Origin of the sequence: Acinetobacter sp. A47 (genome assembly GCF_000805455.1) — a bacterium.
Classification (GTDB): Bacteria; Pseudomonadota; Gammaproteobacteria; order Pseudomonadales; family Moraxellaceae; genus Acinetobacter.
Genome location: NZ_JSUS01000032.1, coordinates 323726 through 340820, shown reverse-complemented (window position 1 = coordinate 340820; position 17095 = coordinate 323726). Strand labels below are relative to the sequence as shown.

Below are 17095 nucleotides of genomic sequence, written 5' to 3'. Positions count from 1 at the left end.
TGGAGTAACCCGCATGAACCAAGCCTTACAAAATGAATTTATTCAGGAACCGGCACAACCCGTGCGCCTGAACCTGCTGTCCACCCAACAGGGAATTTTCCTTGCAGATCATTTAAGTGCCATTGAAGACCTCTACACCATTGCCCATTGTCTGGAATTGCCTAAAACGCTGGATATCGCAACTTTCAAACAGGCCATCCAGCTTGGCTTGCGTGAAGCCGATACGGTCACAGCGCAGTATTCCTGTAATCCTGCACAGCCGTTTTTACAGCTTGAAGATCAGGTTGAAATACCGATTGAAGAATTTGATTTTTGTCATCTTCCACCTGAGCAGGCCCAAAAACGTTTGTGGGACTGGATGCCGACCGATCGCCAATATGCCAAGTCATTAAAAAACAATGAGCGCCATCTTTATCGTCAGGTACTGTTTATCTGCCACGATAAAGTGTACTGGTATCAACGCTATCATCACATCATGCTGGATGGTTTTAGTATTATTAACCTGACCCGGCGCATTGTTGAGCTTTACCAGCAGCTTCAACATGACCAGCTCAAGGCCTCACCTTTCATTAGCGTCAAAGAGGTCATTGCAGAAAGACAGGCCTATGAAGCCAGTCCACAGTTCCAGCAGGATCAGGCGTTCTGGAAAGCCTATTGCCAAGACCTGGCTTCACCTGTCACCTTGAGTACCCATCATCTGGCAGCAAAAACCACCGCCCGCTTTATCAAGCACCAGTTGCACTTTTCACCGGGAATCCTTGCACAAATTCAGGCACTGGCTGCGGCGGCCAAACTGGCCTTGCCTGACATGATGATGGCGCTGGCTTTACATTATCTGTATAAAATGACCGACAAGGCCGAGCTGGTCATGGGGGTTCCCTTCATGCGCCGTCTGGGTTCCAAGGCCATTCGCGCCCTGTTACCTACGGTCAATGTGTTGCCCGTCAAGTTCACGGTCAATCCGCAGCATAGCTGGATTGATCTGGCACAGCATGTTCAGGCGCAGTTAGCACACATTCGCCCGCATCAAAAATATGATGCAGAGCAGATTTTGCGTGACCTAAACTCGATTGATGCCCATGAACGTATTTATGGTCCTATCCTGAACTATAAAGCGTTTGATCAGGATCTGGTGATTGATGGTCAGGCTGTGAAGACCCATCATATTTCTACCGGGCCGATTGATGATTTTGAATTTTCATTTATCGTGCAAAATCAGGAACTGATTATTGAGCTACGGGCAGATGCAGCCCGCTACACCCAGGATGAACTGTTCATGCATAGCCAGCGGTTGACTTTATTGCTGGAACAGGGACTGGCACAACCTGAGCAAAGCTGTGCGTCATTTGGCATCACCACCATACCCGAACAGCATGTTCTTGCCCAGGCTGGCACAGGGCCACGGGTCGCGCATCCAGAGCGTTATAACAACGTGCTGGATATTTTTTATGAACAGGCCAGCATATATCCGGAGCGGATTGCGATCCTGAGCGGTGAACGTGAATCGTTGTACCAGCTGACCTTTGCCGAATTAAAGGCACAGATCAACCAGTTTACCCGCTTCTTGCAGGCCCAAGGCGCCAGAAAAAATAGCGTAATTGCAGGTGCAATTCCGCGTTCGGCAGAATCTGTGGTGATGATGCTGTCGGTACTCAATTCGGGCGCAAGTTTCTTGCCACTGGATCTGGACTATCCGGTCGAGCGCATGCAAATGATGTGTGAGGATGCCAATCCCCTGTTTGTATTAACCACACAGGCGCTCGCCAGACAGTTGCCACCAGCTTTGCCACAAATTCATCTGGATGATGAGGCTATTCGGGCACAAATTCACGCGCAGGATGCCGCAGATATTCCGGCAGCGCAGCGCCGCTTCGATTTTCAGGATGTGGCCTATGTCATCTTCACTTCGGGCAGTACAGGACGGCCTAAAGGGGTAATGAATACCCACGGTTCCTTGCTCAACCTCATTCTGGTTCATCAACATACCATTTACTCTCCTGTGCTGGAGGCGGTACAACAGCGTTTCCCTGACCGGCCGCTCAGAGCCGCCCATACCCACTCGTTCTCGTTTGATTCTTCGTGGTTACAGGTATTCTGGCTCCTCTGGGGGCAAGAGCTGCATATTTTTGATGAAAATATGCGCCGTGATGCCTATGGACTGGTACAGGAAATCCAGCACCGTCAAATTGATACACTGGACCTGCCACCATCATTTTGTGCCCAGATGATCAGCAATGGCCTGTTTGAAGATGGCAAGCATCATCCAAGCCTGATTTTAATTGGAGGTGAAGCTGCACCACTGGCCCTATGGCAACAGTTAAATGCACAGCCGGATTTGTTTGCACACAACCTGTATGGGCCAACCGAATATACTGTAGATACCTTCCGTGCAGAGTTAAAGCAGACAGAGCGACCTGTAATTGCGAACCCGATTGGCAACACTCAGGCCTATGTACTGGACCGGAACCTGCAACGTTGTCCGATTGGCGTGATTGGCGAGTTATATATTTCGGGTTTCGGTATTGCCAATGGCTATCTGGGCCGTGCTGATTTAAGTTCAACCCGTTTTATTGCCAATCCATTTGAACACGGGCAGCGGATGTACCGGACTGGTGATCTGGTACGCTGGAACATGGCGGGCAAGCTTGAGTTTATGGGGCGCTGTGACGACCAGATCAAGATTCGTGGCTATCGTGTTGAAATTGGTGAGGTCGAAAATGCCCTGTCCGTGCTGCCCAACATCGAAAGTGTGGTGGTGATTGCAGAACCGATCAATAACAGTCATCGTCTTTTGGGCTATTGTGTGGTGAAAGAGCTCCAGCTGGACGAAGCAAAAAGCGAGCAACTCAGTCAGCACTACCTTGCCTTGCTGCGCCAGAACCTGCCCGATTATATGGTACCTTCAGCCCTGACCGTGATGCAGGAATTCCCGCGCAATGTCAGTGGCAAGGTCGATAAAAAAGCGCTGCCACGACCGCAAATCCGCACCCAAAGCCGTGCAGCCCAGACACCAGCACAGCAGTTGCTGTGCCAGATTGCAGCGTCGGTATTAAAGCTGGAGCAGATCGGCATTGACGACGATTTCTTCATGACAGGTGGCGACAGTATTTCTGCCATTATGTTATGTACCCAGTTGCGCCAGCAGGGCTATGCTTTAAAGCCAAGTGATGTATTCCAGCTCAAAACCATTGCCGCAATGGCCACTCAACTGGACGTGCTTGCTCCACAAGATATTGATTACACCATGCAGTCGGTTTTCGCTGATGCGGTCATTGACAAGGTGCAGTTGCAATATGGCGCAGATGCCTTTGTTTTACCGTTATTGCCGCTCCATAAAGGCATGCTGTTCCATGCACAGCTCGAACAGCAGCAGGCCGGCTACAATGCCTTTACCCGCCTGAGTCTTTCTGGCGAAATTGATCTGGTCCAGTTACAGCAGGCATTGACCCGTGTATTGAGAAAACATCCGCAACTGGCGGGTTGTTTTGATAGTACCCTGCATAATGAGCCAATCTTTGTTTATACGCCTAATCCGGCCCGCATCTGGCCTGTAGATGTCTATAGCAGCAGTCCGGAAGCACTGGAAAAATGCGTTGCCGATGTGCTCAAGCAGCCGATGCAGTTGCAGCAGCCCTATGGACTGATTCGTGCTGTGCTGATCCAGAGCTCATCTCAACAGTCTGAACTGATTTTGATGGTGCATCATTTATTGACAGATGGCTGGTCTACTCCACTGTTTATGCAGGATTTCATTCAGGCCTATCAACAGCCAGAACAAAGCCTGCCGGTGAACAGACATACTTATGCCGATGTGATTTTGCAGCTGGTACAACAAGATCATGGTAAGTCCAGACAGGTCTGGCAGCAGGATCTGGGTGATGTTCAGGCAATGGTGTTATTTGAACATGCCAAAAAGCAGCCCGTCCAGGAAACCCGGCATCGCCTGGATGCCAAATTGAGTGCAGCGCTTCAGCATAAACTGCGTCAAACCGGCATTACCTTAAACGTGTTTATGCAAATGATCTGGGCAATGTGCCTGCAAAGCCATGCCCACCGTGAAGACATCCTGTTTGGTACCCCTGTTGCCGGACGTTCTGCACCGGTAAACGGCATTGAGCAGCAAATTGGCCTATTCCTGAACACCATTCCTGTGCGGGTCCAGCTACAGATGCAGCAGAACGTGTGGCAGCATTTGCATGATCTGCAACAACTGCATATTCGTCATCTGGAACATGATGGTTTGGGACTCAATGAAATACAGCAGCAGTTGGGTCAAGGCAGTTTATTTGACAGCCTTTTGGTGGTTGAGAACTATCCGGACCATCACTATCAGCAGCAACGCTTAGGGACTGCCAAAATTGAAAAGCTGACCAACCGTGGCTATAGTCACTATCCGCTGGCCTTGCTGGTGATTCCTGATCAGGAAATTGAGTTATTACTGGAACAACGTGGTGTCATCGCCCAGCCCGACAGATTTCTGCAACGTATTGAACAATTAATTCGCACCGCCCTGCAACAACCTGAAATGGCACTACAGCACTACCCGTTGCAGTTGCCGGTTGAACAGCAATGGATTGAGCAGCTCAATCAAACCACACATGCGCTTGCCCCGACCACATTACAGCAATTATTGCGTACGCAGGCATTACGCCATCTGGATAGCACGGCACTGGTAGATGAGACCCATCAGTTAAGCTTTGCCCAAGTCCGGCTGCAAGTCTGTACACTGGCGCAACGGTTACAACAGTCTGGTGTACAGGCAGGTGATCTGGTTGCGATCGCCTTGCCACGTTCGGTCAGGTTGAGTATTGCAATACTGGCTGTCATTGAAGCAGGAGCAGCCTACTTGCCAATTGATATCCAGCATCCGGCAGACCGTATCACGTATATGTTGCAGGATGCCCAGCCACGCCTGACCATTACTGCAACAGATCTATTGAACGGGATTGATACGCCAAGGTTGAATTTTGAAAGCTTGTTTGAGGTCACCGATACGGCCTTGACCCATTATAAGATTACTTTGGTCAGTCCGCAGCACCCTGCGTATATGATCTATACTTCTGGCACCACCGGTCAGCCCAAAGGCGTGATGGTGTCGCATCAAGCCATCGTCAATCGTATTTTATGGATGCAACAGCAGTATCCATTAGATCGCAATGACAGCATCCTGCAAAAAACGCCATGTAGTTTTGACGTTTCTGTATGGGAGTTTTTCTGGTCTTATCTGGTCGGTGCACGTCTGGTAATGGCGCCAGTAGATGCCCATCGTGATCCGATGGCCCTGCTGGATCTGATCCGGCAGCACAACATCACCACCCTGCATTTTGTACCTTCCATGCTGACGGTATTTGATGAGGCTGCAACCACGTTGTTAAATGATCAACAGCGCACGGCGCTGCCATTAAAACGCGTGTTCTGTAGCGGTGAAGCCCTGCCGACGACGCTGGCACAGGCCTTTAACCAACATTTCAATGCTGAATTACATAATCTGTATGGCCCAACCGAAGCTGCCGTGGATGTGAGTTATATGGAAGCAAAACAGGTTCAGCTAGCGCCTGAAAACAGCATTGCGATTGGCTATCCGGTGTGGAATACCCAGCTTTATATTCTGGATCAGTATTTACGTCCTTTACCTGTCGGTGCTGAAGGCGAACTGTATCTGGCTGGTGAGCAACTGGCGATGGGCTACTGGCAACGCGCAGACCTGACCACAACCCGTTTTGTGGCAAATCCGTTCAGCTTGGGGCAACGTATGTATCGTACCGGGGATATTGCCCGTTACAATCAGGATGGCAGCATTCAGTATATAGGGCGTGCCGATGACCAGCTCAAAATCCGTGGACAACGGATTGAACTGGGTGAAATCGAGCAGCAACTACGTCTGGTCAGTCAGGTGGATGAAGTCGTTGTTCAGCCTGTGCCCGTTCAGGGCGGTCACAATGCAGCCGATGTGCAACTGGTGGCCTATCTCAAGACCACACTACCTTTTGATGCCGGCAGCTTGAAGAAGCGTTTAGTCAGACACTTGCCTGCTTATATGATTCCAGATCATTTCGTTGCGCTTGAGTGTTTCCCTTTAAGCCATAACGGTAAACTGGACCGTAAAGCATTGCCTCGTCCACAAATTGACAGCAATGCACAGCAGCGACTTGCTTGCAGTGAGACCGAACTAAAACTGGAACAGATTTTCCAGCATATTCTGGGCTTGACGCGCCGCATTCACGTCGAGGAAGATTTTTTTGCGCTGGGTGGACATTCGATTCTTGCCATGAAACTGGCAATTGAAATTAAAAAGACCTTTGACCGGAGTCTGGCTGTAAATCAGATCATGACAGGCGCCAATATTGAGAAACTGGCCGAGCAGGTACGATTACACCAGCTGATGGATCAGACCAGAGATGAAGCTGGTTTTGATACCACGTTCATAATTCGTGAGGCAAAAACTAAACCTGTCTTCTGTATTTATCCGGGTTCTGGTCTGGCTTGGCAATATAGCGTGCTCAACCGTTATTTACATCCCGATATCAGCCTGATCGGCTTGCAATCGCCGCGTCCGAATGGCGCGCTGGTTCATAGCCAGAATATGGATGAGCTGATTGAGCATCAATTACAGCAGGTGCTTAACATACAGCCGGAAGGCCCTTTTACATTCCTGGGCTATTCGCTGGGCGGAACCATCGCCTATGGTCTGGCAGATCGTTTGCAGCGTCTGGGACATGAGGTTGCCTTTGTCGGCTTGCTTGATACCTATCCTGCGGAAATTCATGACTGGGATATGCAAAATGCGGCCGCGGTAACCGAAGAAGCAGAACAGGAACAGGTTCAGTTCTTTAATCAGGTACTGGATGGTGCCGATGAGGTACTCAACGAAGAAAAAGACAGTTTGCAGGACTATATTTTTGCAAACTACCGCGATGCCGTGCGCCTGTTGAGCCAGCATAAAACTACCGCTTATGCCGGCAAAATCCATGTTTTTGTGGCGGAGCAATCACTGCCTGACTATATCCGGCCACAACAACACTGGCAGCCGTTTGTGGATGAGCTGGAAATTATCCGGTTAGCAAAAGCCAGCCATGAAAACCTGCTCTCGCCTGAACAGCTCACCACATTGGGACCATTATTAAATGACTATCTCAGCCAGGTCTATCAATTAAAGGATGCAGCGCATGAAGCTTAAAAACGTCTTGACTGACTTTAGTCTGCTTAACATGAATAGGCATTTTCGCAATGTCTTTATTGCCCGGACGGTCTCGCTACTGACCATTGGCATGCTGATTGTTGCGATTCCCCAGCAAGTCTACCAAATGACGCAGGATGTGTTTCAGGTTGCCATTGTTACCGCCTTTGAAGGCATTGCCATGTTTATCGGGTTGCTGCTGGGTGGTGTGCTGTCAGACCGTTATGATCGCAAAAAGCTGATTTTACTGGCCCGTTTTGTTTGTGGTCTAGGGTTTATGGGCCTGGCGGTAAATGCCATGCTCGATACACCTTCACTTTATGTCCTGTATTTTTTAAGCGCCTGGGATGGCTTTTTCGGTGCACTGGGTGTCACGGCAATGATGGCGATCATGCCCATCATTGTCGGTCGCGAAAATATTGTACAGGCACGTGCTATCAGTATGGTTGCGGTACGTCTGGCCACGGTTATTTCGCCGGCCATTGGAGGAGTGCTGATTGCTGCAAGCAGTGTGGCTTGGGCCTATTGGATTGCAACAGCGGGAACTTTGTTTACGGTCTTGCTCTTGCTTGGCTTGCCTGTGTTAAAGCCTCAAACTGAAAGTGAAGATGAGCATCCGCTCCAGCAATTATTACAGGGCTTTAAGTTTGTATTCCAGAATAAAGTGGTGGGTAGCACCATTCTGATTGGTACTATTCTAGGCTTCACCAGTGCCATCCGTATCCTTTTCCCGCAGATCGTTGATCAGCAGTTTGCCGGAGGTGCATTTGAACTGGGGCTGATGTACTCTGCGGTGCCCTTAGGCGCAACCTTGGGTGCGCTCCTGAGTGGCTGGACTGCCAGTTTAACCCGACCGGGTACAGTCATGATTTACGCCAGTCTTGCAGTTTTTGCCTGTATGTTCCTGATTGGGCTATCGCCGTGGCTACTGTTGACGTTGGTGATCTTAAGCGTGTTCGGTTATCTGTCTGCCATCGCCAACCTGTTGCAATACAGTATTGTACAAGGTCATACACCAGATGAATATTTAGGCCGGATCAATGCCATCTGGCTGGCTCAGGATGCTTCCTCCGACTCGGTTGCCACCACAATTCTGGGTGCCCTGACACGCTTCTTGCCTATCTCAAGCAGTATTTTTATCTTCAGTGGCCTGAGCTTTGCACTTGGGCTGGGCTTCTTGATGAGTGCTGAAAAAATCAGGGACGCAAGTTTTAATGACCCTGATCTACAACAAAGTTAGAGTTTTTTCATGCAGATAGATGGCAAAATTGCTGTCTATCTGTACTGGCAAGCTAAACTATTCATTGCTTTGTGTGATGAATGTAATGACATTGTCATGATTAAATTGCCAATGCCCTGCATATTCAGGTTTTAATCCATAACGTTGCCTGATCGTTTGATCAAACTTCAAAACCGCTTTTTGATGCTGCATATTGATCTCAACCATTGTCGCTTCTAAAAAATCAATATAATTACGGGCAACCGGATAAACGGCTTTGTAGAGACTCTCCTTTAAAGAAAAAATAACGGTCAGGTATTCACGGAAATTTAAATATTGCCAGATTTCGGCTTGCCATAACCTTTGTTCAGATGGCGTCAAAATCAGTGCTGCACTTTCCTCTGCAAAACGGGACTCAACAATACGTTCTATATCTATACCTAAATATTCAGACCGAGATGAAATTGCGACAATCACCTGTTCATTTGAATGACTAATACTGCCGATCAGCCCCTTTGGCCATTGAGGAAGCTTGCTTTGCATCGACGTTAAATGGATTGGGCAAGCAAAATGCTGTTGCATGATGCCCTGTGCAAGGATACGTCCTGCAAAAAACTCATTCAGGCGCTTTGCACTGGCATGCGCCAGATAATCTGGCTGCCCAAGTATATAGGCCTGCCGGATATGAGTAATTGTGGCGATATCAGCGCGATAGCATTGGGCGCCTGGAGTGAACGGCATGACCGTTGCATGAGCCAGACAGGCCGAGGCGAGTGTAGGCGGAATGTCTAAAAAATGGGTCATCTGGTTTTATGTCGGTTCTAACCTCGCCTATTATACATAAACAGGAGAATGATTATCATTCGTTTCAAGCTCTTATGGTTTTCGCGTATCAATATGACTTTGCGAGCTGAAAACCTGATTTGACGCAGATAAGCATCCGCCAATACTATTCTTTGTACACGCTATCACGCATCATTTAAATTTTTATGAGAAACAGAATGGATTCGAAACAGATTCAAGACCTTGTTGCGCACTCTCCGGTTGTGAAAGACCTGATTGAACTGAAAGAGACAATCTGGTTTAACCCGGCATTAACAACACTCGAGCAGGGTTTACCCTATGTCGGGTTGACGCAGGCCGATATTGATGAGGCGCGTGACCGGTTACAACGTTTTGCGCCTTATCTGATGGCTGTCTTTCCGGAAACAGTTGCGAGCAATGGCATAATCGAATCGGAACTGATTGCCATTCCTGCAATGCAGCAGTCTCTTGAAGCCTATTTTAACCAGAATATTGCCGGCAAATTATGGCTGAAAAAAGATAGCCATTTGCCTGTTTCCGGCTCAATCAAGGCTCGTGGTGGCATTTACGAAGTGCTTTATCGCGCCGAACAGCTGGCGTTACAGGCCAATCTGCTCAGTCTCGATGATGACTATACCAAACTGGATAGTCCGGAATTTAGACAGTTTTTTAGTCAATACAGCATTGCTGTCGGTTCTACAGGTAATCTTGGGCTTTCTATTGGCATCATGAGTGCAAAACTCGGCTTTGATGTGACCGTTCACATGTCGGCCGATGCAAGGCAATGGAAAAAAGACACATTACGGGCGCATGGTGTAACGGTCATCGAATATGCGCAAGACTACGGCATTGCGGTACAGCAAGGCCGGAAAGCGGCATTAAAGAAATGTAATTGTTTTTTTATTGACGATGAAAACTCCAGAACCCTGTTTCTGGGTTATGCCGTAGCTGGTGAACGTCTCAGGAAACAGTTAGAACAGCACCAGATAAAAGTGGATCAGCAACATCCCCTATTTGTTTATTTGCCTTGTGGTGTAGGTGGCGGGCCCGGCGGAGTGGCATTTGGCCTGAAAATGGCATTGGGGGATCATGTGCATTGTATTTTTGCCGAACCGACCCATTCCCCATGTATGTTACTGGGGGTTGCAACCGGTTTACATGATGAAATTTCGGTTCAGGATATCGGGATTGACAATATTACGGCGGCTGATGGCCTTGCAGTCGGTCGTGCTTCGGGTTTTGTTGGCCGTGCCATGCAGCGGTTACTGGATGGCTTTTATACACTGGATGACCAGACCATGTATAGCTTGCTGGGCATGCTCAACCAGACTGAACACCTGAAACTTGAGCCTTCTGCCCTTGCGGGGATGCTGGGGCCGGTCTTGGTCAGTAAATATCCAGACTATAAGGGTCTACATCAATTTACGCCACAGCAATTACAGCACGCCAACCATATTGTATGGGGAACCGGTGGCGGGATGGTTCCGGCAGCAGAGATGCAGCAGTATCTGGCAAAAGCCTAGTCCCCCCGATTTGTGCAGTCAAACCGTACCGCATCGACGATACTGTTTCATCTGGTCGGTGGTTTTATGGCTATGACGGTTTTGCTGCATGGTGTCTGAGATGAACCCGGCTTATTGCTGGCGTGTTGCTATCCAGCACAGCACCGAACCGATACAGACCATGGCGGCCCCTTGCCAGAAAGAAATTGCAAGAGAGGTCTGTAGAACCAGGGCTGCAAGTGCTGCTGATAATACCGGAATAAAGTACGATGCGCCGGCCAGTATGGTGACATGACCATGCAGGATGCCGACATTCCATGCGGCATAGCCAAAGCCCATTGCTGCGGCAGCAAGTACAAGGTAAATCAGCGCATGTAGATCAAAATGCATCGGGTCGGCGCCCATAAGCACATATTTGACCCATAAGGCCGTCGCAGTCAGGATAAAAAATAGCGTCACCCCGTTCTTGCCGTTGGCTATTCTGGCCGTTACCGTGCAATAGGCAGCCCAGATCAACGTACCGGTCAGGGCCAGCGCATAGCTTAAAGGATTATCCTGTATATTGGTGGCCATACTGGCCAGATCAATGCCTTGCTCTCCCCCAAGTACCCAGCAAATGCCGGCCAGGGCAAGGATAAAACCGGGAATAATCAGTAAACCGGATTTTTGCTGATTAAACAGAATGGCGCACACCATGGTCAGTGCCGGCCATAGATAGTTCACCATGCCGACTTCAATGGCCTGCTGACCGGTGTGGGCATAGCCAATCGACAAGGCAAGACAAAGTTCATAGGAAACAAACAGCAAGCTCCCCCAGATCAGGTAGTTGCGTGGAAACTCACGCAGCCGGGGAAATCCAATACTCAAAAACAAGAATACTGACGCAAGGCTATAGATCATGGCAGCCCCGCCCGTTGCGCCGAGACTTTCACTGACACTACGAATCAGCCCTACAATCGAGCTCCATAACAGAACCGCGATTAGACCAATACCGGTGGCCTTGCTCTTGCTTATTATCATCTTCATTACTTTTTCAGTTGATGCCTTAATTGAAGAATAGCGCTGCATTCTTCATTCAGCTATTTCATATCCTTGCACATTCAAACAGGCCCGCCAGTCAGGAGGCCGTTCACATTGGAGCACTCCGGGTCAGCCGGGTTTTACCTTTTACCATGCCTGCTGCATTTTTTACAGGATTAAGCTCAATATCGATACCACACAGCGTGTAACGGACGGGTCTGAACCTTTTTGTTTTTATACATCAGCCGTTATTTTGAATATAAAAAATAACTAAAGCTGAAAAGTTTCCAGTCAAGGAACCAGGTTTGCTGGATGCCGGTGCAAAGATGAACTGGGCTAAGGTCGTGCCGGAATCAACTGATTGTAGCCCCTGCCGTAACATTGATAATGGTTCCTGTCATGGCATTGGCATGGTCTGAGCTCAGGAATGTTGCTATTTCAGCAATTTGGGCAAGTGTCGGCAACTGTTTTAACATGGTGCCTTGCGCGGCGCCATTGAGCCATTCGTTCAGGGTCAGTCCCATGGCCTGTGCTTTCAAGCTAAATAACTCACGGGTATAAGAACCGGCTTGTACCGCATCTGCAATGGCATGGGAACGGATGCCCAGCACCCGGATATTCCTTGGACCCAGTTCACTCGCCAGCGCTTTGATAAACGCTTCGCTACCTGCACATCCGGCAATATGGCCCAGATGACCTGGGATTGCCATGGCGCCTGAGGGCGCAACCATACTGATCATGGCACCGGTATGCTGGATGCCCATATAGGGCGCAACTGCTTTGGCAATATTAAACTGGGCTGCCAGAAAAGGTGTAATGCCCTGCATAAATTCATGCAGGGTGAGTTGTGAAAGTTGCTTGCCCTGATTATGCATAAAGCTGGTGGCATTGATAACGATATCGATATTAGCCAGATGTTCAGCCATTGCTGACATGGCCAGAGTTGTTGCTTGCTCATCCAGCACATCGACAAGAAAGGTTTTAACCTGCTGCCCCTCTGCCGGGCAGATTTCAGCCGCGACCTGATCCAGTTTGTGCGGGTGCCGTGCACCGAGATATACATTGGCACCTTCCCGCGACAGGGCGTGTGCAATCGCATGACCAACCGCACCGCTTCCACCAAAAATGACAGCATTTTTATTTTTGACTAACATGGGAGAATCCCCTGTCCCGATCAGTGTGTATATATCATTTATTTATTGTACATTTTTTGAGTTATATGCAATCTGTCCTGATGGTGTATTTTACGATCAATCTGGCCCCGGAGAATCAAAAAACCTCTCACCTACTGGAGAGGTTCCCTGTTTCAGAAGACTTAAGGGCTAAGTATGACTTTGCGGCATTCCTGTTCCCTGCGATCGAAAATACGGTAAGCCTCGGCAGCATCTTCCAGTTTCATCCGATGCGTAATAATGGCCTCCGGAGCCAATTTCCCGTCTTCAATCAGTGCCAGCAATTCTGGCAAAAACCGGTGTACATGGGTTTGTCCCATTTTAAAGCTAAGGCCTTTATCAAAAGCATCTCCAAACAGGAAGCCATGAATGGGGCCCGCATATAGCCCCGGAACACTGACGATGCCACCGCGGCGCACCGCAGCAATACATTGACGTAGTGCCACACCGCTTGAGCCTTCCAGTTTAAGGTTGGTCAGTAGTGTTTCAATGACACTGCCCTTGGCTTCAAACCCGATCGCATCAATGACTGCGTCGACACCACGATGATGATCGGTATTCTGGATGATATATTCAGCAGCATCGACTGCTTCAAAATCGACAGGAATGGCACCATAGGCCTCTGCTGCATATTTCAGCCGGTATTGATTATGGTCAACAATAAAGATTTTTTCTGCCCCCAGCATTTTGGCACACGCTGCGCTCAGCAAACCCACCGGTCCTGCTCCATATATTGCCAGAGTAGAACCCTTACTGACTTTTGCATTGGTAACGGCCTGCCATGCTGTTGGCAAAATATCGGTAAGAAAAAGCACTTTCTCATCGGACAGTGAACCGGGTACTTTAAAGGGGCCTTTATTGGCCTTGGGTACACGTACATATTCTGCCTGTCCACCCGGAATACCACCATAAAGATGACTATATCCAAAGAGTGCAGCGCCAGGAGGAATCTGTTTTTTATTGACAATCGCTCCCCGGCCGGTATTGGTAGTTTCGCAGGCCGCGGTCAGATTTAGCTGGCAAAAGAAACATTGCCCGCATGCAATCACAAAAGGAACGATGACCCGATCACCCTTTTTAACCTGGGTAACCGCCGGGCCTGTCTCTTCAACAATACCCATAAACTCATGTCCGAAAATATCTCCCGGCTCGGTCTGAGGAATTTTGCCCCGGTAAAGATGCAGGTCTGAACCACAAATGGCTGTTGCCGTCACCCGTAGAATAATATCATCTGTCTCCTGTATAACAGGATCTGCTACCGTTTCGACACGAACATCTTCAGCACCGTGATAAGTAAGCGCACGCATGTTTATTCCTTTAATTGTCAATATGTCATTTTGATTATGGGCAACGCTTCTTTACGGTGTGCAATGTTTGTTAGCGCTCACGTAAGCCATGTAAAGATGCAGAAGGTGTTTTCGTCCGTGTAACTATTTATAAAAAAATCGGGAAAATCGGGCGTTGTTTGAATATTTCAGGGAGTAACCTGTATAAAAAATGCCAGTTGATAAAACTGGCATTTTGAACGGATTTTAAAAGAAGTTAATAATGGTCTGGATTACCAGAGCATTAATAATATCGACAAAAAATGCCCCGGTAAGCGGAATGATCAGGAAGGCTTTATGCGAAGGGCCATAGGTATTGGTGACGGCCTGAATATTGGCAATCGCCGTTGGAGTTGCACCAAGGTTGACCCCACATTGCCCGGCACACAGTACTGCGGCATCGTAGTTTTTGCCCATAATTTTAAAGGTAACAAAAAACAGGTAGAGGGCCAGAAACAGGGTTTGCGCGATCAGAATGATCAGTAACGGTCCAGCAAGACCGGCAAGCTGCCAGAGCTGTAAAGACATGAGCGCCATTGACAGGAATAAAGCTAAAGAACCATTACCAAATACGTCAATACAACGATCAAATAGCTTGATGTTAAAAACATATTCCAGCGTGTTACGTAAGAACACACCGCAGCCCAAAGCCCAGACAAAGGTTGGCAGTTCAAACCAGTGTCCTTTGGCAAAGTCAGTCATGAAGTTGGCAAAGAAAATACACAGTGCAAACATCCCCAGCGTCTTTACAGCATCGTCCGCTGTAATCAGGCGGGTTTTTTCCGGATATTCAAATGGCGCCGTTTCATTGGCAGGTGGCGCTTCAGTGCGTTGCTGGGTTGGGGCAATTTCTTCAGCCAGCTGATAACGACGAATCAGGAACTTGGCAACGGGCCCTCCCATCATGCCCCCAATAACCAGACCAAAAGTGGCACTGGCCATGCCTAATACCACAGCGCCCTGAATGCCGTATTCATTTTCAAATATGCTCCCCCAGGCGCTTGCTGTGCCGTGACCACCGGTCAGCGTTACCGAACCTGTGATCAGGCCAATCAGTGGGTCAAGTCCTAAAGCTGTTGCCAGGCTGATTCCCAGAGCATTTTGTAATATCACGAAGGTAACGACACAGAACATGAAAACAACAAGGGTCTTGCCTCCCTCTTTCAGCTTTGACAGACTGGCACTCAAGCCTACAGAAGTAAAGAACACCAGCATAAAACTGCGCTGGATATCTGTATTGAAGTTCACGGTAATATCGAATTTCGTGAATAAAAAATAAGTCACAATCGCAGCTACAAGTCCGCCAATGACCGGCTCAGGCATATTGTAGCGTTTTAACAAGCTCACCTTGTTAACCAGGAAATAACCAATAAAAAGTACAAAGACTGCAACTACAATCGTACCAAAAATGTCGATATCAAAATTCATTGTTTACCAAATCAAAAAAACGCTGACGGATGTCGTTGATGAAAGGAGACCTTCTTTTGAAGATAAAACCCGCGATGGTAAAACAATTCAACCGGTTTGTTTGTTACGCTTGGTAATTGTCTGGCATTTTAGAATTAAAAAACCAGTATCAATACAATCATTTAATATTGCACCCCTCCAATCATGTATCGGATCTTAAATAATCTGGCGCTAAAGCCGGTGCTTTTGCAAGCATCAATTTATTTGGTGGGCGCCCAAGATCAATCCTGAAACATCAATCATTGATAAAACGTGGTGGTATTGGGAGATGGGCTTAGAATCTAAAGCCTCTAAGCACTTAATGCTCTAATTTTAAATTATTTTTGTATTTGTAGCCTAATATGATCCGTACTGTATATCATGCTCAATTGCAATGGATGCAATCCACATACAAAAACGCTGTCATAACGAACGTGACTTTGATCAACACTAAAAGCGTGTTTGTTGATCAACCTGAGGCGAAGGTATGTGTGCAAATTATCAACCGATCCATGCTGGCCGGGCTCATTTACTGGATTTGTTCGAGCCGACATTTGAGTATAAGGCAGAGCTTTATCCTGGCGATATAAGTCCAATCCTGATCTCGCCAGAACAAAAAATAGAATGGCGTGCTGCCCGCTTTGGGCTCATTCCTTTCTGGACAGATAACCTGAAGGCCGCCCGTCATACCTATAATGCACGCTCTGAAACGGTAGCGGAGAAAAACAGTTTTAAACATGCCTGGAGCAAAAACCAATTTGCCCTGATACCGGTCGACGTGATCTTTGAGCCTAAATATATTGATGGGCAAGCGCATTGGTATGGCATCTATCGACAGGACAAAAAGCCTTTTACCATTGCAGCAATTTATGAATATGCAAGTATGGATGGGCAAGAAATTCTTTCCATGAGCATGCTTACCATCAATGCCGATACCCATCCGTTGATGAATCAGTTTCATGCGCCTGAACATGAAAAAAGATCGGTTGTGATCATTTCTGAAGGTCATCGTCTGGACTGGTTGAATGCAGACCATAGCCAGGCAACCGAACTCATCCTTGAATTTTCGCCAGATGAATTTACTGCCGCACCAAAATCTAAAAACGATCATTTCTTTCCCTGAATCTATGAATGCCTCTTGGAAAAAACTGATGCTTTTGCCATTTTTTCTTTGTATCAGATTCAAACACTAAAAATGCATCGCAATTCGAGATAATCATCACTGCTGCTTTATTTAAATGTGTCTCATGATTATTTTTTTATTTGGCTAAATCGCATGTTGCGTTTTGTTAAGAATGTAAATTAACAATATTTGTCTTAATTGTTTAATGTGCTGTTTTTTAATAAATTATTTTTATTCTGAATTGTAACTTTTGGTTAAAAAACACACGTTTGTAGGCAATCTCTTACAAACGTGTAAGCCAAAAACC

At 47.7% G+C, this 17095-nt stretch carries 9 protein-coding genes; 4 read left to right on the top strand and 5 right to left on the bottom strand.

The genetic code is table 11. The annotated features are described in order from the left end of the window. The first annotated feature begins 13 nt into the window (after nucleotides 1–13). Together OC23_RS08135 and entS are read left to right on the top strand one after the other, a co-directional pair. Nucleotides 14–7177, top strand: coding sequence for a non-ribosomal peptide synthetase (locus OC23_RS08135; protein WP_038344078.1), 7164 nt, complete (start codon nucleotides 14–16; stop codon nucleotides 7175–7177). Continuing rightward, nucleotides 7167–8417 (top strand): enterobactin transporter EntS, encoded by a 1251-nt coding sequence (gene entS, locus OC23_RS08130; protein ID WP_038344077.1) that lies wholly within the window; start codon nucleotides 7167–7169, stop codon nucleotides 8415–8417. Before OC23_RS08135 ends, entS begins: the two co-directional genes overlap by 11 nt. A gap of 57 nt (nucleotides 8418–8474) precedes the next feature. Here the strand turns inward: entS and OC23_RS08125 are convergent, their stop codons facing one another. After that, nucleotides 8475–9200, bottom strand: coding sequence for a 4'-phosphopantetheinyl transferase family protein (locus OC23_RS08125; protein ID WP_038344076.1), 726 nt, complete (start codon nucleotides 9198–9200; stop codon nucleotides 8475–8477). Between the two features lie 197 nt (nucleotides 9201–9397). On the opposite strand from OC23_RS08125, the gene dsdA reads away from it, so the two are divergent. Further along, nucleotides 9398–10723 carry a D-serine ammonia-lyase gene (gene dsdA / locus OC23_RS08120; protein WP_038344075.1) on the top strand — a complete coding sequence of 442 codons (1326 nt, stop codon included), beginning with the start codon at nucleotides 9398–9400 and terminating at the stop codon, nucleotides 10721–10723. Nucleotides 10724–10834: 111 nt separating this feature from the next. On the opposite strand, the gene yddG is transcribed toward dsdA, so the two are convergent. The 4 genes from yddG to gltS form a co-directional block, all read right to left on the bottom strand. Continuing rightward, nucleotides 10835–11716 carry an aromatic amino acid DMT transporter YddG gene (yddG, locus tag OC23_RS08115; protein ID WP_171194774.1) on the bottom strand — a complete coding sequence of 294 codons (882 nt, stop codon included), beginning with the start codon at nucleotides 11714–11716 and terminating at the stop codon, nucleotides 10835–10837. A gap of 359 nt (nucleotides 11717–12075) precedes the next feature. Continuing rightward, nucleotides 12076–12876, bottom strand: coding sequence for an SDR family NAD(P)-dependent oxidoreductase (locus OC23_RS08110; protein ID WP_038344074.1), 801 nt, complete (start codon nucleotides 12874–12876; stop codon nucleotides 12076–12078). Between the two features lie 161 nt (nucleotides 12877–13037). Further along, complete coding sequence (locus tag OC23_RS08105) at nucleotides 13038–14201, bottom strand: zinc-dependent alcohol dehydrogenase (RefSeq protein ID WP_038344073.1); 1164 nt, start codon at nucleotides 14199–14201, stop codon at nucleotides 13038–13040. 225 nt (nucleotides 14202–14426) lie between these two features. Beyond that, the gene (gene gltS, locus OC23_RS08100) at nucleotides 14427–15647 is read right to left on the bottom strand and encodes a sodium/glutamate symporter (protein ID WP_038344072.1); all 1221 of its coding nucleotides are present in this window, start codon (nucleotides 15645–15647) and stop codon (nucleotides 14427–14429) included. Nucleotides 15648–16152: 505 nt separating this feature from the next. On the opposite strand from gltS, the gene OC23_RS08095 reads away from it, so the two are divergent. Further along, a complete protein-coding gene (locus OC23_RS08095) occupies nucleotides 16153–16788 on the top strand; it encodes an SOS response-associated peptidase (protein ID WP_038344070.1) in 636 nt (211 codons plus the stop codon). The last annotated feature ends 307 nt before the right edge of the window (nucleotides 16789–17095 follow it).